The sequence below is a fragment of the Streptomyces sp. NPDC047043 genome, from assembly GCF_040644055.1.
In the GTDB taxonomy this organism is placed as follows: domain Bacteria; phylum Actinomycetota; class Actinomycetes; order Streptomycetales; family Streptomycetaceae; genus Streptomyces.
The window spans coordinates 17,984-39,807 of sequence record NZ_JBEYVO010000042.1; the positions used below are offsets into that span (position 1 = coordinate 17,984).

The following is a 21,824-nucleotide window of genomic DNA, read 5'->3' on the forward strand; positions in this document are numbered from 1 at the left end:
CGGGCTCGCTCCTGGAAGGGCCGGCTCAGACCTTGAGTTCCCGGTCCAGGATCTCGGCCCACTGCGCCACCACCCGCTCCCGCCGCCCCCCGTCGTCCGTGAGCAGGTTCGCCAGGCCCAGGCCCCGGGCCATGTCCAGGAGGCCCTGGACGGTTTCGCGGACGCCGGGGCGGGACTCGTCGGCGGAGAGCAGGTCGACGGCGATGCGGTGGGTCTCGCGGCCGACGCGGGCCTCCAGTTCGGTGACGCGGGGGCGGAGCTGGTCCTCGTTGGAGGCGGCGACCCACAGGTGCAGGGCCGCCCGGAAAAGGGGGCCCGTGTAGAGGTCGACCAGGGCGGAGACCACGGCTCGGCGGTCGCCTGACGCGCCCTGCGGGAAGAGGGCGCGTATCGCGGTGGAGCGTTCCTCGGCGACGTATTCGACGGCTGCCGTGAAGAGGTCCTCGCGGGTGGGGAAGTGGTGCTGGGCCGCGCCGCGGGAGACGCCGGCGCGTTCGGCGACGACGGAGACCGTGGAGCCCGCCCAGCCGTGTTCGGCGAGGCAGGACACGGCGGCTTCCAGGAGCCGCTGCCGGGTGGCCCGGCTGCGGTCCTGTTTGGGCACGCGGTCGACGCGGTCGTCTGCGGTCACAGCACCCATGTGGGATCCCGTCGTTCCAGGAAGGCCGTCATCCCCTCGCGGGCCTGCGCGGAGGCGAACAGCCGGGCCGAGAGCGCGGTGAGGTCGGCCGCGTCCCGGTCGAATGTTTCCAGCACCTTAGCTGTGAGCAGCGCTTTCGTCTCGGCCAGGCCCTGCGGGGCGGCTCGCCGGAGGCCGTCGAGGATGGGTGACAGTACGGCGTCGACGTCGTCGCCCGCGGCCGTCAGGAGGCCGATGCGGCCTGCCTCGGGTGCCTCGAAGCGTTCGCCGGTGAGGTAGTAGCGGGCGAGGGCGCGGGGGTCCGTGCGGGGCATCAGCGGCAGGGAGATGACCGCGGGGGCCACTCCGATCCGTACCTCTGTGAAGGCGAAGGTGGACTCCGTCGAGGCCGCCGCGATGTCGCAGGCGGCCAGCAGGCCCAGGCCGCCCGCCCGGACGTGGCCCGTCACTCGTGCCAGGACCGGTTTGCGCAGTTCGACGATCTGCCTCAGCACGCCGACAAGTGCGTCCGGGTGCGGCGGGTCGCGGAGGTCGGCGCCCGCGCAGAACGTGTTGCCGGTGTGGGTGAGGACGATCGCACGTACGTCGGTGTCCTTGGCGCAGTCCGTGAGCGCGTCGGCGAGTTCGCCGACCAGTGCCGCCGAGAGGGCGTTGCGGTTGGCCGGGGAGTCGAGGCTGAGGGTTTCGACGCCACGCGCGCGCGTACGTCCGATCAACGTCATGTGCGCTCCCTCAGTTCCCTGCGGAGGATCTTGCCGGAGGCGGCCCTCGGGACGCCGTCGATGAAGGTCACCTGGCGGACGCGTTTGTAGGGGGCGACGCGTTCGGCGACGTACATCATGACCTCGCCTTCGGAGAGGTCGGTGGCGGTGGGCTGGCGGACGACGTAGGCGTGCGGGACTTCGTTGTTGTCCTCGTTGTAGACGCCGATGACGGCCGCGTCCGCGATGCCCGGGTGGGTGAGGAGGAGGGCCTCGAGTTCGGCGGGGGCCACCTGGAAGCCCTTGTACTTGATGAGTTCCTTGACGCGGTCCACGACGAACAGCCAGCCCTCGGCGTCCGCATGGCCGACGTCCCCGGTGTGCAGCCAGCCCTCCTTGTCGATCATCGCGGCGGTGGCGTCGGGACGGCCGAGATAGCCCTTCATGACCTGGGGGCCGCGGATGAGGATCTCGCCGGACTCGCCGACGCCGAGGTCCTTGTCGGGGTCGTCGAGGGAGACGATGCGCATCTCGGTGCCGGCGATGAGTTTGCCGACGGTTCCGGGCGGGGCGTCGCGCATGGCGTCGAGCGGGACGACGTGCGTGCCCGGGGAGAGTTCCGTCATGCCGTAGGCCTGGCCGACGGGCGGCAGGCCGAGGCGCTGGGAGCAGGCGGCCGCGAGTTTCGCGTCCAGGGGGGCGGCGGCGCTGGTGATGTGCTTCAGGGACGACAGGTCGTAGTTCGCGACCGCCGGGTGCTTGGCGAGGGCCAGGACGATGGGCGGGGCGACGTAGAGGCCGGTGATGCGGTGGTTCTGGATGGCCGCGAGGAAGGTGTCGAGCTCGAAGCGGGGCAGGACGACGACGGTGGCGCCGAGCCTCAGGGGCGCGTTCATCAGGGCTGTGAGGCCGTAGATGTGGAAGAAGGGCAGGACGGCGAGGATGCGGTCGCCGGGCCCGGCCGGCATGACGGGTTCGAGCTGGGCGAGGTTGGTGGCGATCTGGCGGTGCGTGAGCATGACGCCCTTGGGGATGCCGGTCGTCCCGGAGGAGTACGGCAGGGCCGCGACGTCTTCCACCGGGTCGATGTCGACGGCCGGCTCGGGGGCGGCGGAGGCCAGCATGTCGATCAGCGAACGATGCCCCGGCGCGCTGTCGCAGACGAAGATCTCCTCGACGCCGCCCGCGAGTTCGGCCGCCCTGCGCGCGGTCTCCAGCAGCGGTCCCACGGTGACGATCCAGCGGGCCGCCGAGTCCCCCAGTTGCTTGGCGAACTCCTCCGCCGTGGCCAGCGGGTGCACGGTGGTGACGGAGGCACCCGCGCGCGTGGCCGCATAGAAGGCGGTCGGGAAGGCGATGGTGTTCGGGCTGTGCAGCGCGAGCACGTCGCCCTTGCGCACGCCCGCCTCGGCGAGCGCGGCCGCGATGCGGCGGTGGAAGCGGTCCAGTTGTTCGTACGACAGGGTGGTGCCGTCGGTGCCGTCGATCAGGGCGGGAGCGTCACCGAACTCGGCGGCCCGGCCCAACACCGCGTCATGGATGGGGAGTTCTACGGGCTGGACGTCTGCGTACTCGCTGCGGAACACGGTTCCTCCAAGGCGGCCACGACGGTCTAGTACGACTTGGGAAGGCCCAGAGTCTGGTGGGAGACGTAGTTGAGAATCATCTCCCGGCTCACCGGAGCAATACGAGCCACTCGTGCGGCTGTTATCAACTTGGCGAGCCCGAATTCGCGGGTGAGGCCGTTGCCGCCGAGGGTGTGCACGGCCTGGTCGACGGCCCGGACGCAGGCCTCCCCCGCCGCGTACTTGGCCATGTTGGCGGCCTCGCCTGCGCCTACGTCGTCCCCGGAGTCGTAGAGGTGGGCCGCCTTCTGCATCATCAGGCGGGCGAGTTCGAGGTCGATGTGGGCCTGGGCGAGGGGGTGGGCGATGGCCTGGTGGGCGCCGATGGGGGTCTTCCAGACGGTGCGTTCCCGTGCGTACGTGATCGCCTGCGCGAGCGCGTAGCGGCCCATGCCGATCGCGAAGGCGGCCGTCATGACGCGTTCGGGATTGAGGCCGGCGAAGAGCTGCAGGAGGCCGGCGTCCTCGTCGCCGACCAGGGCGTCGGCGGGCAGGCGTACGTCGTCCAGGGTCAGCTCGAACTGCTTCTCCTTGGCGTGGAGTTCCATGTCGATCTGGTGGCGCGTGAAGCCTTCGGCGTCTCGCGGGACGATGAACAGGCAGGGCTTGAGGGTGCCTGTGCGGGCGTCTTCGGTGCGGCCGACTATGAGGGTCGCGTCCGCGATGTCCACGCCGGAGATGAAGACCTTGCGGCCGGTGAGGAGCCAGTCGCCGGTGTCCGGGTCGCGGCGGGCGGTGGTGGTGATGCGGTGGCTGTTGGAGCCGGCGTCGGGTTCCGTGATGCCGAAGGCCATGGTGCGGGTGCCGTCCGCCAGGGCGGGGAGCCACTCCTGTTTCTGGGCGTCCGTGCCGAAGCGGGCGATGACCGTGCCGCAGATGGCCGGGGAGACGACCATCATGAGCAGGGGGCAGCCTGCGGCGCCCAGCTCTTCGAGGACGATGGAGAGTTCGGAGATGCCGCCGCCTCCACCGCCGTATGCCTCCGGCAGGTTGACGCCGAGGTAGCCCAGCTTGGCTGCCTCGGACCAGAGGGTTTCTCGGTCGAAGTCTCGGCCGTGGCGTTTGCCGAGGGCGGCGACGGCCGAGCGGAGGGCTTTGTTTTCTTCGGATTCGATGAGGGCCATCTGGGCTCCTTCGGGCTGCGGGTTGTCCGTGGCTGGTCGCGCTCGCGCGGCGGTAGCCGCATATCGATACCGCCCCGCGCCCCTAGGTGGGCTCGACGACCGCAAGCAGTGCGGCGACCTCCACCTGTTGTCCCGGCACAGCGTGCAGAGCTGTCACCGTGCCTGTGACCGGTGCTGTGATCTTGTGTTGCATCTTCATCGCCTCCAGCCAGAGGAGGGGCTCTCCGGCCTTTACAGCGGCTCCCACGGCCAGACCGTCGACCACCTTCACGACCGTTCCCGGCATCGGTGCCAGCAGTGAACCCGGTGCGAGCTGTGCCGTCGGGTCCGGGAAGCGGGGCAGGGCCTTCAGGGCTGTCGCGTTGACGTAGACCTGCTCGCCGTACCTCGCCACCTCGAACTTCCGCTGTACGCCGTCCACTTCGAGTACGACGAGATCGGCGGCGGCGTGCACGACCCGGACCCCGTCTGCCTCCAGCCCCGCGCGTGTGTGCCGGTAGTGGATCTCGTGCTCCTCGCCCGCCGTCTCGTACCGCCTGGTCTGCGGCTGGGAGGGCAGGTTGCGGAAGCCGCCGAAGCGCGAGCGGCCCTGGGCGGCCTCGGCGAGGGCGGCGGCCAAGGGGGCGTGCGGGTCGGGGGGCGCGGTCGTCAGCTCGTCGAGGTGGCGGTCGTAGAAGCCCGTGTCCATGCGGGCCGTCGTGAACTCCCTGTGCCGCAGGGAGCGCAGGAGGAGGTCGCGGTTGGTCGTCGGGCCGTGGATCGTGGCGCGTTCCAGGGCGCCCGCGAGTTTGCGGAGCGCCTCCGCGCGCGTGGGGGCGTGGGCGACGGCCTTCGCGAGCATGGGGTCGTAGTGGACGCCGATCTCGTCGCCGTCCTCGTAGCCCGTGTCCAGGCGGACGTGGGGAACAGCGAGGCGATGCAAGGTGCCGGTCTGCGGAGCCCATTCGCTCGCCGGGTCCTCGGCGTAGAGGCGGGCCTCGACGGCGTGGCCACGCGCGCGTGGGGGTTCCTCGTCGAGTGCGTGGCCCTCGGCGACCCGGAGCTGCAGGGCCACGAGGTCGATGTCGAACACGGCCTCCGTCACCGGGTGTTCGACCTGGAGGCGGGTGTTCATCTCCAGGAAGTGGGCCTTGTCGCCCGCCACCAGGAACTCCACCGTGCCGGCACCCACGTAGTCGACGGCCTTCGCGGCGCGTACGGCCATCTCGTGGAGGGAGCCGGTCAGTTCGGAAGTCAAACCCGGTGCGGGGGCTTCCTCGATCACCTTCTGGTGGCGGCGCTGCAGCGAGCAGTCGCGCGTGCCCAGTGCCCACACCGTGCCGTGTGTGTCCGCGAGGATCTGCACCTCGACGTGGCGGCCGCCCTCCACGTACGGCTCGACGAAGACCTCGCCGTCGCCGAAGGCGCCGGCGGCCTCGGCGCTTGCGCCCTCCAGGGCGGCGTCCAACTCGTCGAGGCGGCGCACGATGCGCATTCCGCGGCCCCCGCCGCCCGCGGCCGCCTTCACCAGCACCGGAAGGTCGGACTCGCCCACCCCGGCCAGGGGTGCGATCCCCATCAGCTCCTTGGCGCGCGTCTTGGACGCCATCGCCTCGATCGCCTCCGGGGGCGGCCCGATCCACATCAGGCCGGCGTCGATGACCGCGCGCGCGAAGTCGGCGTTCTCCGAGAGGAAGCCGTAACCGGGGTGCACGGCGTCCGCGCCGGAAGCGACCGCCGCCTTCACGATCAGGTCGCCGCGCAGATAGGTCTCCGCGGGCGTCGCTCCCGGCAGCCGTACCGCCGTGTCGGCCACGCGCGCGTGGAGCGCGTTTTCGTCGGCGTCGGAGTGCACGGCGACCGTCCGGATTCCCAACTCACGGCAGGTGCGGAAGATCCGGCAGGCGATCTCGCCCCGGTTGGCCACGAGGACAGAAGCAATCACTGGATCCCTCACATCCGGAAGACGCCGAAGCCGCCGCGCGCACCCTCGTACGGCGCCGTGTGGACGGCCGACAGGCACAGGCCGAGGACGGTGCGGGTGTCGCGCGGGTCGATGACGCCGTCGTCGTAGAGCCGCCCGGACAGGAACATCGGCAGGGACTCGGACTCGATCTGCTGCTCCACCATGGCGCGCAGCGCGGCGTCCGCGTCCTCGTCGTACGGCTGCCCCTTCGCGGCGGCCGACTGCCGGGCCACGATGGAGAGGACGCCGGCCAGCTGCTGCGGGCCCATGACGGCCGACTTGGCGCTCGGCCAGGCGAACAGGAAGCGCGGGTCGTACGCCCGCCCGCACATGCCGTAGTGGCCGGCCCCGTAGGAAGCGCCCATCAGCACCGACAGGTGCGGGACCTTCGAATTGGACACGGCGTTGATCATCATCGCGCCGTGCTTGATGATCCCGCCCTGCTCGTACTCCTTGCCGACCATGTAGCCGGTGGTGTTGTGCAGGAAGAGGAGCGGGATGTCCCGCTGGTTGGCCAACTGGATGAACTGGGCGGCCTTCTGGGACTCCTCGCTGAACAGCACCCCCTGGGCGTTCGCGAGGATGCCGACGGGATAGCCGTGCAGCGTGGCCCAGCCGGTCGTCAGGCTCGTCCCGTACAGCGGCTTGAACTCGTCGAAGTCGGAGGCGTCGACGATCCGGGCGATGACCTCGCGCGGGTCGAAGGGGGTCTTGAGATCCCCCGGGACGACGCCCAGCAGCTCGTCCTCGTCGTACTTGGGCGGTGCGGCCGGGCCCGGATCCCCGTACGCCTTGCGGTGGTTGAGCCGGGCGACCACACGCCGGGCCTGTCGCAGCGCGTCCGGCTCGTCCACGGCGAAGTAGTCCGCGAGGCCCGACACACGCGCGTGCATCTCGGCGCCGCCGAGCGACTCGTCGTCGCTCTCCTCGCCGGTGGCCATCTTGACCAGGGGCGGACCGCCGAGGAAGACCTTGGCGCGCTCCTTGACCATGATCACGTGGTCGGACATGCCGGGGATGTACGCGCCGCCGGCCGTCGAGTTCCCGAAGACGACGGCGATCGTCGGGATGCCGGCCGCCGACAGCCGTGTCAGGTCCCGGAAGATCGCGCCTCCGGGAATGAAGATCTCCTTCTGCGACGGCAGATCGGCGCCGCCCGACTCCACCAGGCTGATGCAGGGCAGCCGGTTGGCGAGGGCGATGTCGTTGGCGCGCAGGGCCTTCTTCAGCGACCAGGGGTTGCTGGCGCCGCCGCGGACGGTCGGGTCGTTGGCGGTGATCAGGCACTCCACGCCCTCGACGACCCCGATGCCGGTGACGAGCGAGGCGCCCACCGTGTAGTCGCTGCCCCAGGCGGCCAGCGGCGACAGTTCCAGGAAGGGCGTGTCCGGGTCGAGGAGCAGCTCGATGCGCTCGCGGGCGAGCAGCTTGCCGCGCTTCCGGTGCCGTTCGACGTACTTCTCGCCGCCACCCGCAAGCGCCTTCGCATGCTCGGCGGTCAGCTGGTCCAGCTTGTCGAGCATGGCCTCGCGGTTGGCCCGGTAGTCCGAACCCGCCGTGTCCAGGCCGGAGTTGATGACGGTCACAGCAGGACCTCCGGGATGTCCAGATGGCGGGAACGCAGCCACTCGCCGAGGGCCTTGGCCTGCGGGTCGAAGCGGTGCTGGGCGGCGACGCCCTCGCCGAGGATGCCCTCGACGACGAAGTTGAGGGCGCGGAGGTTCGGCAGGAGGTGCCGGGTGACGGGGAGCTCGCGGCTCTCGGGGATCAACTCGCGGAACCGGTCCGCCGTCAGCTCGTGCGCGAGCCACCGCCAGGCTTCGTCCGACCGCACCCACACCCCGACGTTGGCGTTCCCGCCCTTGTCACCGCTGCGGGCCCCGGCGACCAGGCCGAGAGGAGCCCGCTTGCACGGCCCGTCGGGCAGCGGCTCCGGCAGCGGCGGTTCCGGAAGATCGTCGAGTACGAGGGTGTCGTGGGCCGGCGGCACGGGGATCCGGCGCCCGTCATGGAGGACGGCCACATGGTCCACGGCGCCATGGGGGACGTACACATCCTCGAAGACCCCATAGGGCGCACCCTTTCCAGGTGGCGCCAGCACATGGAAGCCGGGGTAGCTCGCCAGCGCCAGTTCGACGGCGGCCCCGCTCAGCGCCCGGCCCACGACCGCCTCGTCCCGGTCCCGTACGACGAGCCGCAGCAGTGCGCTGGCCGTCTCCTCGGTCGGGGCGTCGGCCCGGTCGCTGCGGACGAGGTCCCAACGGACGTCGGCGGGCGCGGACTTGGCCTCCCGGAAAGCGGCGTCCATCTGGTCCCGTACCAGCGCGGCCTTGGCCTCGATGTCGAGGCCGGTGAGGACGAAGGCGACCTCGTTGCGGAAGCCGCCGAGGCGGTTGCGGCCGACCTTGAGGGTCGGGGGCGGGGCCTCGCCGCGTACGCCCTCGATGCGGACGCGGTCGGGGCCGTCCGGGGTGAGCCGTACGGTGTCGAGGCGGGCCGTCACGTCCGGTCCCGCGTACCGGGCGCCGCCCGTCTCGTACAGGAGCTGCGCGGTGACCGTGCCGACGTCGACGAAGCCGCCGGTGCCGGGGTGCTTGGTGATGACCGCGGTGCCGTCCTCGTGCAGCTCGGCGAGCGGGAAGCCGGGCCGCCGGATGTCATGGCCTCGTTCGGCGAAGAACGCGTAGTTGCCGCCGGTGGCCTGTGCCCCGCACTCCAGCACATGCCCGGCGACGACGGCCCCCGCGAGCCGGTCGTACTCCCCCGGCTGCCAGCCGAAGCGGGCGGCGGCGGGCCCGGTGACCAGCGCCGCGTCCGTCACCCGCCCGGTGACGACAACGTCCGCGCCCTCGCGCAGACAGGCCGCGATGCCGAAGCCGCCGAGGTAGGCATGGGCCGCGAGGCTGCCCGGGTGGGCGGCCGTGAGGTCGTCGCCCTCGACATGGGCGACCCGGACGGGGATGCCGAGCCGGTCGGCCAGCTTCCGTACGGCGTCGGCGAGCCCGGCGGGATTCAGCCCGCCGGCGTTGGTGACGATCTTCACCCCTCGCTCCTGCGCGAGCCCCAGGCACTCCTCCAGCTGGCGCAGGAAGGTGCGGGCGTATCCGGCGGAGGGGTCCTTCAGCCGGTCCCGGCCCAGGATCAGCATGGTCAGCTCGGCGAGGTAGTCGCCGGTCAGGACGTCGAGTTCGCCACCGGTGAGCATCTCGCGCATGGCGTCGAACCGGTCGCCGTAGAAGCCGGAGGCGTTGCCGATACGGAGAGTCGTCATCCGGCGGTCCCCTTCGGCGGGCGGCCGTCGCCCGGGGGTCCGGCGAAGGCCTGGGCGATGTCCAGCCAGCGGTCGGCGTCGGGGCCGGTCGCCTGCAGGGCGAGGTCCTCTCGGTGCGCACGCCGGGTGACCAGGAGGCAGAAGTCGAGGGCGGTACCGGTGACGCGGTCGTCGGCGTCCTCGGGCCCGTACAGCCACAACTCGCCGGAAGGCGAGGTCAGTTCGACGCGGAACTCCTCGAACGGCGTGGGCAGTCCGTGCACACCGAAGGCGAAGTCTCGGGTGCGGACGCCGAGGCGGACGATGTGCCGGAGCCGGTCGGTGGGGGTACGGGCCACGCCGAGCGCGTCCGCGACGTCCAGGCCGTGGGCCCAGGTCTCCATGAGGCGGGCGGTGGCCATGGAGGCGGTGGCCATGGGCGGGCCGTACCAGGGGAAACGGGCGCCGTCGGGGGCGGCCCGCAGCGCGTCGGCCAGTGCCCTGCGCCCGGTCCGCCAGTCCGCGAGCAGCTGCGGGGGCGGCTTCCCTGCGCCCTCCTGCGCGCCGTTGTCCACGAAGTCGCCGGGCTGGGCCAGCGCCTTCTCGACCTCGCGGGAGAAGGCGTCCTGATCGGTCACTGCCAGCAACGAGGAGTGGTCGGTCCAGGCGAGGTGCGCGATCTGGTGGGCGACGGTCCAGCCGGGCGCAGGGGTCGCGAGCGCCCACTGCTCGGGGCTCAACCCGGCCACGAGCAGGTCGAGTTCCTCGCTCTCCGCGCACAGATCGTCGATGACGGGCGTCGGGTCAGCCATGGGGCGAGCATGGCAGCGGTGCCAGAAACAAGCAAGCGTGCTTGCATTAATTTTGGGGCGCCGGGGCGGAAAATCGCGCGCGTCTCCCACCACGACCGCAGTACGGTCGCCCGATGCCTGATGAGGACGGTTACTTCGGAGAGTCCGTCGCGGCGACGTACGACGAGTCGTCGGCGGAGATGTTCACGTCGGACGCGGTGGAACCCGCCGTCGACCTCCTGGCGGAGCTGGCCGGGGCCGGGCGGGCCCTGGAGCTGGGCGTCGGGACCGGGCGCATCGCACTGCCGCTGTCACGCCGCGGGGTCGAGGTGCACGGCATCGATCTGTCCCGGGCGATGGTGGAGCGGTTGCGCGCGAAGCCCGGTGGTGACGCGATCGGGGTGACGGTCGGGGACTTCGCGACGACCCGGGTGGACGGCGGCTTCTCGCTCGCCTACCTGGTCTTCAACACGATCATGAATCTGACCACGCAGGACGCCCAGGTCGACTGCTTCCTCAACGCCGCGGCCCACCTGGAGCCCGGCGGTCACTTCGTCGTCGAGGTCATGGTCCCCGACCTGCGCAGGCTTCCGCCGGGGCAGAACGCGGTGCCGTTCCACGTGGGCGAGACGCGGATCGGTTTCGACACGTACGACCTCGTCACGCAGGCGATGAGCTCGCACCATGTGAAGGTCGAGGACGGACACGGCTCGTTCTGGTCCGTGCCGTTCCGGTACGTGTGGCCCGCGGAGCTGGACCTGATGGCCCGGCTGGCCGGGATGCGGCTGCGTGACCGTTGGGCGGGCTGGACGCGGGAGCCGTTCACCGGCGAGAGCCGGTCGCATGTCTCCGTGTGGGAGAAGACGGCCGGCTGAGCGGTTCGCCCTGTGACCGGATGGGCGGTCCTCCCGGCGGTCAGATGTTCCCGGAAGCCGCCTCCGGCCCGGGCTCCGCCACCTTCCCCCGTCCCACCTGCGTCCGTACCGCACCCATGCTCGCCGCGATGACCAGAGCGATCGCGGCCGCCTGCACGGCGGACAGGGCCTGGTCGAGGATCAGGAAGCCGGCCGTCGCGGCGAGGGCCGGTTCCAGGCTCATCATGATCGCGAAGGTGGAGGCGGGCAGGCGGCGCAGGGCGAGGAGTTCGAGGGTGTACGGGAGGACCGAGGACATGACCGCCACCGCCGCGCCCAGGCCCAGGGTCACCGGGTCGAGGAGCTTGGTGCCGGACTCCGCGATGCCGAGCGGGAGAAACGCCACCGCACCGATCGCCATGGCGAGCGCCAGCCCGTCGGCCTGCGGGAACCGTCGGCCCGTGCGCGCACTGAAGACGATGTACGCCGCCCACATGGCCCCCGCGGCCAGGGCGAAGGCGACGCCCAGCGGGTCCAGGTCGCCGAAGCCTCCGCCGCCGAGGAGGAAGACGCCGGCGAGGGCGAGCGCGGCCCAGACGGCGTTGATCGCGCGCCGGGAGGCGAGGACGGAGAGCGCGAGCGGACCGAGGACCTCCAGGGTGACGGCGGCACCGAGGGGGATGCGGTCGACGGACTGGTAGAAGAGGCCGTTCATCCCGGCCATGGTGAGGCCGAAGACGATCACCGTGCCCCAGTCGGTGCGCGAGTGGCCGCGCAGCCGGGGGCGGCAGACCAGGAGGAGGACCACGGCTGCCGCGAAGAGACGCAGGGTCACAACACCCAGCGCCCCCGCCCGCGGCATCAGGCTCACCGCCAGCGCCGCGCCGAACTGCACCGAGACACCGCCGGCCAGGACCAGTCCGGTCGGGCCGAGGGAACCCCGACGGCCTTGCGCCACAGAGGTGTGCACCGCCGAGGGCGAGGCGGTCGTGGTTGTGCTGGGCGTGGTCACGGGCGGTCCAGGTGCGACTCGGGGTTCGTTCATCGTGATGCACTGACGAGTCCACGGTAATGGACTCAGTCAGGCGCGTAAACCCGTTTTGCAGCTGTCCCGAATGTTGGACCACACTCCCTGTAGGCGGCCCTGATGTCGCCAGGACTGTTGTGGCTGGTGAGTCCGTCGCCCCAGACGGTCCACCAGACCCATGGGCTCCGCCGCAGCGCGTTGGTGCCGCTTTCGGCCAGGGGTGTGTAGTACGACTCGGCGAGCGCCCGGGGCCTGCCGTAGTCGGCGAGGGCCGTGTAGTAGTCCCCGATCCTTCCGACGTCGCTCTCCCACAGTCCGGAGGTGTGGTCCGGGTCGGCGTAGTAGTCGACGGCGACCACGTCGGGAGGAGGGGCGGACGGGTAGTAGTCCCACGGGGCGTCGGGCCCGTCGGGCGTCCAGCAGACGGGCGCCCAGACGAAGATCAGGTTGTGCAGATCGCGCGTGCCGACAAGGTAGTCGTAGGTGATCCGCCAGAGGGCCCGGAACGCGGCAGGGCTCTGGCCGCCCCACCAGAAAGTGGGCTGGTTCATTTCGTGGTACGGGCGCAGCAGGACAGGAATGTCCTGTTCGGCAAAACGACTCAGATGGTCGGCGAGATAGGACAGGTCCTGCAGCAACGAGCGGTGCTCGGCGGTGCCGTTCCGGCAGTCGACCACGCTCGCGAACCAGGAGGCGCCGGCCTGATGGGGCGCGTTCGTGGCCAACGTGGCGGTGTAGTCCTTGACGTGTGACGTGGGGTGGGGCTGGTGGAACGACATGCCCACGGCGACGCGGCCGCCCTTCGCGACGCGCAGGGCGAGGTCCACGGCGTCGTCGGCGTACCTCCGCCGGGAGCCGTCCCAGCCTGTGGCGTGGTAGCCGGGGCCCACGTCGATTTCCAGGAATCCGGGGTGCCGGCCCGTGATCGCGGCGGCCCTGTCGTAGTGGTAGCCGACGTACGTGGTACCCCCGGTGTCACCGTAGACGGGGTTGTAGAGCTCGTTGTGGGCTTCGATGTGCTGCCCGATGACGGTCCTGTGGCGCTCTCCGGACCGGGCCGCGTTCTCCAGGGCGACCAACTGGGCGTAGCGGGCCGTGGCGTGGGGCGAGGCCTGGGGATCGCGCTCGACGAGGGTCGGACCGATCCCCGGCGGTGCGGGGCCCGCCGCTCCCGCACGCCGTTCCTCGAGCGAATCTCCCGAGGTCATTTCTTGACCACGTGGAATCCGGCGGCCGGCTTCAGGATGGCCATCAGCACGCCGATCGCCTCCATGGCCGAGAAGACGGGCAGGAGCACGGCCTGGGCGGCGATCCAGCCGGCCGCCCGCCCGCCGGTGATCCCGTGCTCGGCCAGATTGGCCCTCAGTCCCAGGATGTACAGCGTGAGGAACGAGGCGAACGATCCGTTGGCGAGCGCCCGGATCCACGGGTCCACCTGGAACCCGTACACCAGGTGTCCGATGGTGTAGAGCAGACCGAAGGGGGCGAGTGCCCACAGGGTCGTGTTGATGCCGAGCGAGATGCGCCAGCGCGGCTTCACCGGGGCGAAGAGCGCGACCTTGGCCAGACCCTGGAACCAGCGCCGCCGCTGACGGACGAAGTCCCCGATGCTCCGCGTCGACTGCTCTTCGAGGTAACCGTCGACCCAGCGGCAGCGATGGCCGCCTTCCATGCACACCAGGGCCCAGAAGGCGTCCTCGGTGATGCTGCCCACCGGGCCGAAGTCGAAGCCGCTCGACTTCTCGACGTCGTTGCGCACCACGATGTACGACCCGTGCATGCCGAAGACGGTCCGGTGCAGCCGGGACTGGAAGTGGAAGCGGGCGAAGTCGTCGCCGGTGCGCACATTGTCGGCCAGCGTGAGGAACGGATGCGTCCGCCAGTCACGGTGATACAGGATGGCTCCCTGCCCGATCCTGGGCGTGCCGGTGTGTTCCTCTTCGCCGATCATGCGGGCGATGCCCTTTATTCCGCTGGACGTCGGCTGCGTCTCCTCGTCGAGGTGGACGATCCAGGCGTCGTCCGGCAGGGCGGAGTGTTCCAGGGCGAACTGCAGGGCTCGTGCCTTGTACAGCGTCCCCTTGGGCGTCCGGTAGTCCAGCGGAACAGCCAGGTAGACGAGGTCTTGGTTGGGGGGCGGCAAGCAGGTGCTCACGGTGTCCGTGACGACCTCGATGACGTACGGGAACAGCGGCGTACGCGCCATCTCGCGCTGGCATCGCCGGATCGTGCCGGTCAGCGCCTCCACGTTGTCGCCCCGGGAGACGATGCGCCAGCAGACCAGGACCGGAATCGGCCGCACTTCGTCGAGACGCTCGGCGTGCCGGAAGGCCAGCAGCCCCACGAGTCCCATGAGTCCTGGGACGACCGCGCTCAGCCACAGGATCGCTCCGTACGACCATGCCTGCTCGAACCACCCGTGGGCCGGCCGGCCCTCGGGCCAGAGGAATCCCTGGAGTTGGTAGAGCACCAGGACTCCGAGGGACATGCACACCACCACGGTGATCCGATGTCCGGTGACCGGCCCGAGCGACCAGTCACGCTTCGGTTCCCGCACCTCGGAGGCGACGTACTCCGGGCGCTCGGGTGCAGCGACGAGTTTTTGCGGGGATTGTACTGTTTTGATGTCGGTGGCAGTCATCGTGAACCTGCTTGAAAACAGCGCCAGTTGCTGGATGCCGGCGCGCGCCGCCCCCGCCCCGGGTGCGGAATCCGGGCATGCGAGTGCAAGGAGAGGGGCGGTCGGAGCCGGGAAGGCCGGGTGAAGCCCGGCGAGGGCGCGGGCCGTCCGGACTCGAACCGAGGCCGGACTCCGGAGGGCGGTGCTAACGGTGGTCGCCCAGCGGCCCTGTCGCCGTATGTTTACGCTGTAAATCTACGGTTGCACAATCTCGGGCTGCTGGTCAAGTGGTGAAAGCCCGCCGCCGGAGCGGCGCGTCAGGCCCCACCCCACGCCGTCTCGTCGCGGAAGAGCGGACGGCCGTCGGCGAGCCGGTCGGGGACCGTGGGGGCGTATGCGTGCGAGACCCCGGCCGGGAATTCGCCGGGGAAGTGGCCGGCGAATCCCTCCGGAGCACCGGACCATGTCATCCCCTCGGAAGCCCCCCAGTGACCGCCTGGCAGAACACCCTCGGAGGGATTGGCGCCCCAGGTCACGCCGCCCCCGGCGCTCCACTCCCCGGCGCCGGAACCCGAACCTTGGTATGCCGTTCCGGCAGCGGCGTCCACCGCCACCGGTATCCCGCTGCCCGAGTCCACGAACAACGGCATCCGCAGTTCGCCGGTGTCCATCACCGCGTTGTTCTGCGAGCGGTGCAGTCGCGCGTACGCCCCGCCCCACGCCAGCAGTTCCTCGTGCCGGCCCGTCTCCACGACCCGGCCGCGGTCGACGACGAGGATGCGGTCGGCGTCGGGGGCGAGGTTGAGGTCGTGGGTGATCATGATGGTGGTACGGCCGGTCATCAGACGGCGCAGGGGCTTCACGACCCGGCGGGCGGCCATCGCGTCGAGACCGGTCGTCGGCTCGTCGAGGACCAGTACGGGCGCGTCGCGCAGGATGGCCCGCGCGATGGCGAGGCGCTGGAGCTGACCGCCGGACAGCCGGGCCGAGTTGGGGTCGACCCTGGTGCCGTAACCCTCGGGCAGTCGCATGATGAAGTCGTGCGCGTCGGCCGCCCTCGCCGCGTCCTCGATGGCCTGGTCGCTGGCGCCGGGCCGGCCGCAGGCGATGTTCGCGCGGACCGTGTCGTGCAGGACGAGCGTCTCCTGCGGGAGCAGGGTCACGTACTCGCGCAGGCGGGCGAGCGGGAAGTCGCGCAAGGGGACGCCGTCCAGCAGCAGTTCGCCCGCGTCGGGGTCGTAGAAGCGCAGCAGCAGCTTGGAGACCGTCGACTTTCCGGCGCCGCTCGGGCCGGTGACGATCACCAGCTCGCCGGGGTTGACCGTGAAGGACAGGTTCTGCAGGGCGGTGCTGTCGGCGCCCGGGTAGCTGAAGGAGACGTCGTGGACCTCGACCGTGCCGTCGGGGCGGCCCACGTCGGTGCCGCGGCGGGGGTCGGCGACGGACGGCTGGACGTCGAGGACCTCGATGAGCCGCTCCGCGCCGGCCGTGGCCGCGGTGACCGTCAGGCCCAGTTGGGCCAGGCCGCGGACCGGCGGGTAGAGGTAGCCGAGGAAGGCGGCGAAGGCGAGGAGCTGGCCGAGGGTCATCCGGCCGGTGGAGATCTCCCAGGCGCCGATGCCGATCACCGCGAGCACGCACACCGTCTCGATGACCTGCACGAGCTGCTCGTATGCCTCGTTCAGGCGGGTGGAACGGACGGAGGCGCGGAACCAGGCGTTCGCCTCCTCGTTCAGGCGGCGGCGCTCGGCGTCCCGGCGGTCGTAGGCCTGGGTGAGGACGATGTTGCCGAGCGACTCCTCCACGACGGAGGTGATGGCACCGTCGGCGACCCGGCCCTCGCGCGAGACGTCCTTGATGGAGCCGGAGAAGCGGCGGGCGGCCAGCCAGAAGAGAGGGGCGAGGACGAAGGTGGCGGCGGCCAGGTCCCAGCGCAGCCAGAAGGCGGCGGCCGCGTAGAAGAGCGCGGAGAAGGCGGCCGAGGCCGCGCCGACCAGGCCGGACACGACCATCGTCTCGATGGCCTCGACGTCACTCGTCAGCCGGGACAACAGGTCGCCCTGGCGGTGGCGTTGGAAGAAGTGCGGGGGCAACTGCTGTACGTGGTCGAAGACATGCTCGCGCAGCCTCATCACGAAGCGTTCGGTGACCCAGGCGGCAAGGGAGTTGCCGGCGTACGCGACGATCGCGCCGACGACCGCCACGGCCAGCCACTTCACGGCCGGGGTCCAGAACGCGGCCAGCGATCCCTTCTGCAGGGCGTTGTCCGTGAGGTCGCTGAAGACCAGGATGGCCTCGGTCTCGGCGAGCGCGGCGAGGACCGTGCACACCCAGATGAGTATCAGCCATTTCCGGAGGCCTTTGGTCAGCGGCCAGAAGCGGCGGAAAGCGATGCGGGCCGGAATGGTGGGAGTGTCCGCGTATTCGAACTCGTCATCCTCGTCCACGTCCATCCCGCATTCCCTCCACTGCCCGTCACCGGAATTGGCGAATTCCAGAAATTCCACGAATTCCACGAAGGAAGAGGGTCGACGGCAGGCCGTCGACCCTCTGACAGCTGACTCAGCTGTCCGCGCCGGGGATCGGCTTCGGAGCCGGGGGCTTGGGGTGGTGCTTCTTCTTCGGCTTCGGCGGCGGCGGGGGAGGCAGCTGCTTCGACTTGGGCTTCGGGGGCAGCGGGGCGAGCTTCTTGAGGCTCATTTCCGACTCCTTGGTTCGCACTGTACTTGTGATGCCGGTCTTGCTGAATTCCGCGTCCGGAACCCGACATCGAAGAACCTACACGGCCCGGAACTCAAGGAACGGCAAAGTCGGCGAGCTAACGGCAAACAAGCGCTGTGAATACCTAGGTGAAACCTGAGTGATGCCGCCGAACCTGAGAGTTCTCTTATGAACCTGAGAGTCAGCTGATGAAACCGGGGGTGTTCATCGACGTGCCATGTAGAGGTCGAGCGCCTTGTGCAGCAGGCGGTTGAGCGGGAAGTCCCACTCCCCGAGGTACTCGACGGCCTCTCCGCCGGCCCCGGCCTTGAAGCGCAGCAGCCCCAGCAGATGGTTCGACTCCTCCAGGGTGTCGGTGATGCCCCTGAAGTCGTATACGGCGGCGCCGAGTTGATGGGCGTCGCACATCATGCGCCACTGCATGGCGTTGTTGGGCTGGACCTCGCGCCTGCGGGCGGTGGAGGCGCCGTAGGAGTACCAGACGTGCTCGCCGACCGTCAGCATCGTGGCCGCGGCGAGGACGTCGCCGTCGTGGCGGGCGAGGTAGAGGCGCATACGGTCGGGGTCCTCGGCGGTGAGGGCGGTCCACATGCGCTGGAAGTAGGGCAGGGGGCGCGGGAGGAAGCGGTCGCGCTCGGCGGTCTCGGTGTACAGGGCGTAGAAGGCGGGCAGATCGTCGTAGCCGCCGCGGACGATCTCGACGCCGGCCTTCTGCGCCTTCTTGATGTTGCGCCGCCACTGCTGGTTGAGGCCGCGCTGGATGTCGTCCAGCGACCGCCCGGCGAACGGGACTTGGAACACATACCGCGGCTGCCCGGCCGCGAAGCCCTCCTCGCCGCCCGGCTCCGTCTGCTTCCACCCGGCAGCGCGCAGCCGGTCGGCCACGTCGAGCGCGCCCGGTTCGGTCGAGGTCGCCTCCGCGTCCCGCAGCCGCCGGGCCGCCGGATCGGCGATCGCCGCCTTGACCGCGTCCGCGCTCCAACGCCGTACGACGACGGGCGGCCCCATCTTCACGGAGAAGGCCCCTTGTTTCTTGAGGTACGCGAGCATCGGGTCGAGCCAGCGCTCACGCAGGTCGGCCGCGTGCCAGTCGATCAGCGGCCCCTCGGGGAGATAGGCGAGGTACTTCTTCAGCTTCGGCAACGGCCGGTACAGCACGAGTCCCGCCCCGACGAGCCGCCCGTCCGCCTCGAACCACCCCAGACTCTCCGCCCGCCAGTCCGGCTTCACCTCGCCCCAGGAAGGGACCTGCATATGGCTGGCGGAGGGACGGTCCGCGACGAAGGCGAGGTGCTCGGCGCGGGTGAGGGGGCGGAGGTGCAGGGACATGGGGCTCCTTCGAGTGGCTGGTCCTGCCATCTAATGAGGTCGCCCGCGCGTGCGCCGGTTCCCGCGCCCTGATGAGGCCGAGTGTGCACGCGTGGGTTCCCGCGCCCGGCGGTGACACGGGCGGGCTCATGCGTCCCGTCCGTCTCCCTCGGCCTCCGCCTCCAGTGCCTCCGCCAGCACCTCCGCCAGGTGCCTCCCGCGTACCCCGCCCAGCTGCTCCAACTGCGTCCGGCAGGAATAGCCGTCCGCCAGGACCACCGCCCCCTTCGGGGCCTCCCGCACCGCCGGCAGGAGCTGGTCCTCCGCGCAGGCCGCCGACACCTCGAAGTGGCCTTGCTCGAAGCCGAAGTTGCCCGCCAGGCCGCAGCAGCCGCCGGACAGCTCGCCGGTCAGGCCCGCCGCCTCGCGCAGCCGGCGGTCGGCGGTGTCGCCGAGCACCGCGTGCTGGTGGCAGTGGGTCTGGCCGGTGACCGGGCGGTCGAGGCGCGGCGGGGTCCAGTCGGGCGCGTACCGCTCCAGTGCCTCCGCGAAGGTCAGGACCGAGGCGGCGAGGCGCGTGGCGCGCGGGTCGTCGTGGAGCAGTTCCGGCAGGTCCGTACGGAGGGCCGCCGCGCAGCTCGGTTCCAGGACGACGAGGAGTGGCGGCGGCTCGGGCAGCCGGGGGTCCACGAGGAAGTCCAGCATGTCGAGCGTGCGCCGCAACACCTCGCGGGCGCGGTCCAGTTGGCCGGTCGAAAGATACGTCAGGCCGCAGCACAGGCGGTACCGGCGGGACGGCAGCAGGCCGACGGTGAACGACACACTGCCGTCCTTCTCGACACTCTGCTTCACCGGCCGGTGCATCCTGGTCAGCTTCGGCAGCGGCGTCACGCCCACCCCGGCGGCCTCCAGCACCCGAATCGCCGCCTTGCCCACGGACGGCGAGAGGTGCTCGGTGAAGGTGTCGGGCCAGAGGAAGACCGGGCCCCGGTCGGGCATCTCCTCGACCACCACTCCCGCACGCATCTCCTGCCGAGCCCGCGCCCTCGCCCGGCGCCCGTACCACTGGGTGAACGTCTCCGTGGCCACCCGCGGAATCCGCCGCTCGGCCGCGATCCCCCCGAGCCGTTTCGCGAGCGCCGCCAACGGCCGTACGGAAGCGAGGTGGTTGAGCGGCCGGGCGGTGCGGGTCCGGGTCACCCAGCGCAACCACACCGGCAGCCACCCCATGCTGTAGTGCGCGGCCGGGCGGCGCCGCCCCTCGTAGTGGTGGTGCAGGAACTCCGCCTTGTACGTGGCCATGTCGACCTCGACCGGGCAGTCGGAGCGGCAGCCCTTGCAGGACAGGCACAGGTCCAGCGCGTCCCGGACCTCCGTCGAACGCCAGCCGTCGGTCACCAGCTCGCCCGCGAGCATCTCGTGCAGCAGCCGCGCCCGCCCGCGCGTGGAGTGCTCCTCCTCTCCGGTCGCCCGGAAGGAGGGGCACATGACGGACGCTCCGGACGCCGATGTCGTACGGCACTTGGCGACCCCCACGCACCGCCGCACGGCAGCCGAGAAGTCGCCGCCGTCGGCCGGGTAGCCGAAGGCCACGTCCACCGGTCTGCGGGGCAGCACGGAGAAGCGGAGGTTGGCGTCCAGGGGCGCGGGGCGCACCAGCATCCCGGGGTTGAGCAGGTCGTCGGGGTCCCAGACGCCCTTCACCCGCTCGAAGAGGGCGACCGTCTCCGCGCCGTACATCCTCGGCAGCAGTTCGGCCCGTGCCTGTCCGTCCCCGTGCTCCCCGGAGAGCGACCCGCCGTGCGCCACGACCACCTCGGCCAGCTCCTCCGAGAACCGCCGGAACCGCCCGATGCCCGCCTCGGTCAGCAGATCGAAGTCGATCCGCACATGGATGCATCCGTCCCCGAAGTGCCCGTACGGCGTCCCACGCAGCCCGTGCCGGGTGAGCAGCCCCCTGAAGTCCCGCAGATACGCGCCGAGTCGGGCCGGCGGCACCGCGCAGTCCTCCCACCCCGGCCAGGCCTCGGACCCGTCCGGCATCCGGGTCGCCGTACCGCTCGCGTCCTCCCGGATCCGCCACAGCGCCCGCTGCTCGGCCGCCCCGGTCACGACGAGCGAGTCCACGACATCGGCGGCCCGCACGATCTCCTCCGCACGCGCGCGTGCCTCCGCGGCCGACTCCCCGCCCGTCTCCACGAACAGCCAGGCCCCACCCCGCGGCAAGGCACTGATCGCCGCCGCCGGCACGAGATCGGCGGCCATCCCCTCCACCGTCAGGGGACCGTACGGCAGCAACCCGGCCGCGGCCTCCGCCGCCGCACTCTCGTCGGCGTACGCCAGCACGGCGAGCGCACGCGCGCGTGGCGCCTCGACGAGCCGTACGACGGCCTCCGTCAGCACCCCCAGCGTGCCCTCGCTCCCGCAGAAGGAACGGGCGACATCGGCCCCCTTCTCCGGCAGCAGCGCGTCCAGCGCATACCCGGAGATACGGCGGGGCAGCTCCGGAAACCCGGTCCGCAGCCGCGCCAACTCCCCTTCCACCAGCCCCCGCAGCCCCTCGGGCGCCCCGGCCCACTCCTGCCCGAGCCGCAGCCGCTCGCCGCGCGCGGTGACCACGTCCAGCTGCCGCACGCTGTCCGCGGTCGTCCCCCACGCCACCGAGTGCGATCCGCAGGAGTTGTTCCCGACCATCCCGCCGAGCGTGCACCGGCTGTGCGTGGAGGGGTCGGGCCCGAACCGGAGCCCGTGCGGTGCGGCGGCCTCCTGCAGCCGGTCGAGGACGAGCCCCGGCTGGACGACGGCGGTACGCGCGTCCACGTCGAGGGACACGAGCCGGTTCATGTACCGGGTGAAGTCCAGTACGACCCCGGTCCCGGTGGCCTGCCCCGCGATGGACGTACCCCCGCCCCGGGCCACGACGGGCACCCCGCCCTCCCGACACACGGCCAGCACGGCGGCGACATCATCGCCGTCCCGCGGCGCTACGACCCCGAGCGGGACCCGCCGATAGTTGGACGCGTCCATGGTGACCAGCGCCCGGGAAGCGAGGTCAAACCGCACATCGCCCCGGACAACCTCGCGCAAACGTGCCTCGAGATCCGCCATGAAGCCAGCAAATCAGCCCACGGCCGCCACCCTCCAGCCGACGGCCGAAGTAATTCAGCAGACAACCACCGAGACACGCGTCTCACCCGACGGACTACGTTTCACCCACG

At 71.0% G+C, this 21,824-nt stretch carries 16 protein-coding genes; 1 reads left to right on the forward strand and 15 read right to left on the reverse strand.

The genetic code is table 11. The features are described from left to right. Positions 1-25 precede the first annotated feature (25 nt). The 8 genes from ABZ880_RS46060 to ABZ880_RS46095 all read right to left on the reverse strand — a co-directional run bounded on the left by ABZ880_RS46060 (position 26) and on the right by ABZ880_RS46095 (position 10,097). Entirely contained in the window at positions 26-640 is a 615-nt protein-coding gene (locus ABZ880_RS46060) for a TetR/AcrR family transcriptional regulator (protein WP_361276860.1), read from the reverse strand. Further along, positions 628-1,362: an enoyl-CoA hydratase family protein gene (locus tag ABZ880_RS46065; protein ID WP_361276865.1), complete on the reverse strand. Its 735-nt coding sequence runs from the start codon at positions 1,360-1,362 to the stop codon at positions 628-630. The genes ABZ880_RS46060 and ABZ880_RS46065 overlap by 13 nt, the downstream gene beginning before the upstream one ends. Continuing rightward, positions 1,359-2,927 (reverse strand): 4-coumarate--CoA ligase family protein, encoded by a 1,569-nt coding sequence (locus tag ABZ880_RS46070; protein WP_361276867.1) that lies wholly within the window; start codon positions 2,925-2,927, stop codon positions 1,359-1,361. The genes ABZ880_RS46065 and ABZ880_RS46070 overlap by 4 nt, the downstream gene beginning before the upstream one ends. 26 nt (positions 2,928-2,953) lie before the next feature. Beyond that, a complete protein-coding gene (locus ABZ880_RS46075; RefSeq protein ID WP_361276869.1) occupies positions 2,954-4,090 on the reverse strand; it encodes an acyl-CoA dehydrogenase family protein in 1,137 nt (378 codons plus the stop codon). An 82-nt stretch (positions 4,091-4,172) separates the two neighbouring features. Further along, on the reverse strand, positions 4,173-6,014 hold the full coding sequence (locus ABZ880_RS46080) for a biotin carboxylase N-terminal domain-containing protein (RefSeq protein WP_361276871.1): 1,842 nt from the start codon (positions 6,012-6,014) through the stop codon (positions 4,173-4,175). 8 nt (positions 6,015-6,022) lie between these two features. Continuing rightward, entirely contained in the window at positions 6,023-7,621 is a 1,599-nt protein-coding gene (locus tag ABZ880_RS46085; RefSeq protein WP_361276873.1) for a carboxyl transferase domain-containing protein, read from the reverse strand. Next, positions 7,618-9,306 (reverse strand): acyclic terpene utilization AtuA family protein, encoded by a 1,689-nt coding sequence (locus tag ABZ880_RS46090; protein ID WP_361276875.1) that lies wholly within the window; start codon positions 9,304-9,306, stop codon positions 7,618-7,620. The genes ABZ880_RS46085 and ABZ880_RS46090 overlap by 4 nt, the downstream gene beginning before the upstream one ends. After that, positions 9,303-10,097, reverse strand: coding sequence for a TIGR03084 family metal-binding protein (locus ABZ880_RS46095; protein WP_361276877.1), 795 nt, complete (start codon positions 10,095-10,097; stop codon positions 9,303-9,305). The genes ABZ880_RS46090 and ABZ880_RS46095 overlap by 4 nt, the downstream gene beginning before the upstream one ends. A 113-nt stretch (positions 10,098-10,210) precedes the next feature. On the opposite strand from ABZ880_RS46095, the gene ABZ880_RS46100 reads away from it, so the two are divergent. Continuing rightward, positions 10,211-10,951, forward strand: a complete 741-nt coding sequence (locus ABZ880_RS46100) for a class I SAM-dependent methyltransferase (RefSeq protein WP_361276879.1) — start codon at positions 10,211-10,213, stop codon at positions 10,949-10,951. 40 nt (positions 10,952-10,991) lie between these two features. Here the strand turns inward: ABZ880_RS46100 and ABZ880_RS46105 are convergent, their stop codons facing one another. The 7 genes from ABZ880_RS46105 to ABZ880_RS46135 form a co-directional block, all read right to left on the reverse strand. Further along, the gene (locus tag ABZ880_RS46105) at positions 10,992-11,942 is read right to left on the reverse strand and encodes an EamA family transporter (protein WP_361276881.1); all 951 of its coding nucleotides are present in this window, start codon (positions 11,940-11,942) and stop codon (positions 10,992-10,994) included. Between the two features lie 65 nt (positions 11,943-12,007). Continuing rightward, positions 12,008-13,165, reverse strand: coding sequence for a glycosyl hydrolase (locus ABZ880_RS46110; protein ID WP_361276883.1), 1,158 nt, complete (start codon positions 13,163-13,165; stop codon positions 12,008-12,010). Then, positions 13,162-14,598, reverse strand: a complete 1,437-nt coding sequence (locus ABZ880_RS46115) for a glycosyltransferase family 2 protein (RefSeq protein WP_361276885.1) — start codon at positions 14,596-14,598, stop codon at positions 13,162-13,164. Before ABZ880_RS46115 ends, ABZ880_RS46110 begins: the two co-directional genes overlap by 4 nt. A gap of 296 nt (positions 14,599-14,894) precedes the next feature. After that, the gene (locus ABZ880_RS46120; protein ID WP_361276887.1) at positions 14,895-17,030 is read right to left on the reverse strand and encodes an ABC transporter ATP-binding protein; all 2,136 of its coding nucleotides are present in this window, start codon (positions 17,028-17,030) and stop codon (positions 14,895-14,897) included. Positions 17,031-17,139: 109 nt separating this feature from the next. Beyond that, positions 17,140-17,277, reverse strand: a complete 138-nt coding sequence (locus ABZ880_RS46125; RefSeq protein WP_361276889.1) for a hypothetical protein — start codon at positions 17,275-17,277, stop codon at positions 17,140-17,142. A gap of 225 nt (positions 17,278-17,502) precedes the next feature. Beyond that, a complete protein-coding gene (locus ABZ880_RS46130; protein WP_361276891.1) occupies positions 17,503-18,627 on the reverse strand; it encodes a peptidoglycan bridge formation glycyltransferase FemA/FemB family protein in 1,125 nt (374 codons plus the stop codon). A gap of 126 nt (positions 18,628-18,753) precedes the next feature. Further along, positions 18,754-21,714, reverse strand: a complete 2,961-nt coding sequence (locus ABZ880_RS46135; protein WP_361276893.1) for an FAD-binding and (Fe-S)-binding domain-containing protein — start codon at positions 21,712-21,714, stop codon at positions 18,754-18,756. Positions 21,715-21,824 lie beyond the last annotated feature (110 nt).

Excerpts from the sequence above, each read along its gene's own strand:
- ABZ880_RS46130 (WP_361276891.1), bottom strand. The coding sequence starts at position 18,627 with ATGTCCCTGCACCTCCGCCCCCTCACCCGCGCCGAGCACCTCGCCTTC.
- ABZ880_RS46115 (WP_361276885.1), bottom strand. The coding sequence starts at position 14,598 with ATGACTGCCACCGACATCAAAACAGTACAATCCCCGCAAAAACTCGTC.
- ABZ880_RS46090 (WP_361276875.1), bottom strand. The coding sequence starts at position 9,306 with ATGACGACTCTCCGTATCGGCAACGCCTCCGGCTTCTACGGCGACCGG.
- ABZ880_RS46135 (WP_361276893.1), bottom strand. The coding sequence starts at position 21,714 with ATGGCGGATCTCGAGGCACGTTTGCGCGAGGTTGTCCGGGGCGATGTG.
- ABZ880_RS46110 (WP_361276883.1), bottom strand. The coding sequence starts at position 13,165 with ATGACCTCGGGAGATTCGCTCGAGGAACGGCGTGCGGGAGCGGCGGGC.
- ABZ880_RS46125 (WP_361276889.1), bottom strand. The coding sequence starts at position 17,277 with ATGAGCCTCAAGAAGCTCGCCCCGCTGCCCCCGAAGCCCAAGTCGAAG.
- ABZ880_RS46095 (WP_361276877.1), bottom strand. The coding sequence starts at position 10,097 with ATGGCTGACCCGACGCCCGTCATCGACGATCTGTGCGCGGAGAGCGAG.
- ABZ880_RS46060 (WP_361276860.1), bottom strand. The coding sequence starts at position 640 with ATGGGTGCTGTGACCGCAGACGACCGCGTCGACCGCGTGCCCAAACAG.
- ABZ880_RS46100 (WP_361276879.1), top strand. The coding sequence starts at position 10,211 with ATGCCTGATGAGGACGGTTACTTCGGAGAGTCCGTCGCGGCGACGTAC.
- ABZ880_RS46065 (WP_361276865.1), bottom strand. The coding sequence starts at position 1,362 with ATGACGTTGATCGGACGTACGCGCGCGCGTGGCGTCGAAACCCTCAGC.
- ABZ880_RS46120 (WP_361276887.1), bottom strand. The coding sequence starts at position 17,030 with ATGGACGTGGACGAGGATGACGAGTTCGAATACGCGGACACTCCCACC.
- ABZ880_RS46075 (WP_361276869.1), bottom strand. The coding sequence starts at position 4,090 with ATGGCCCTCATCGAATCCGAAGAAAACAAAGCCCTCCGCTCGGCCGTC.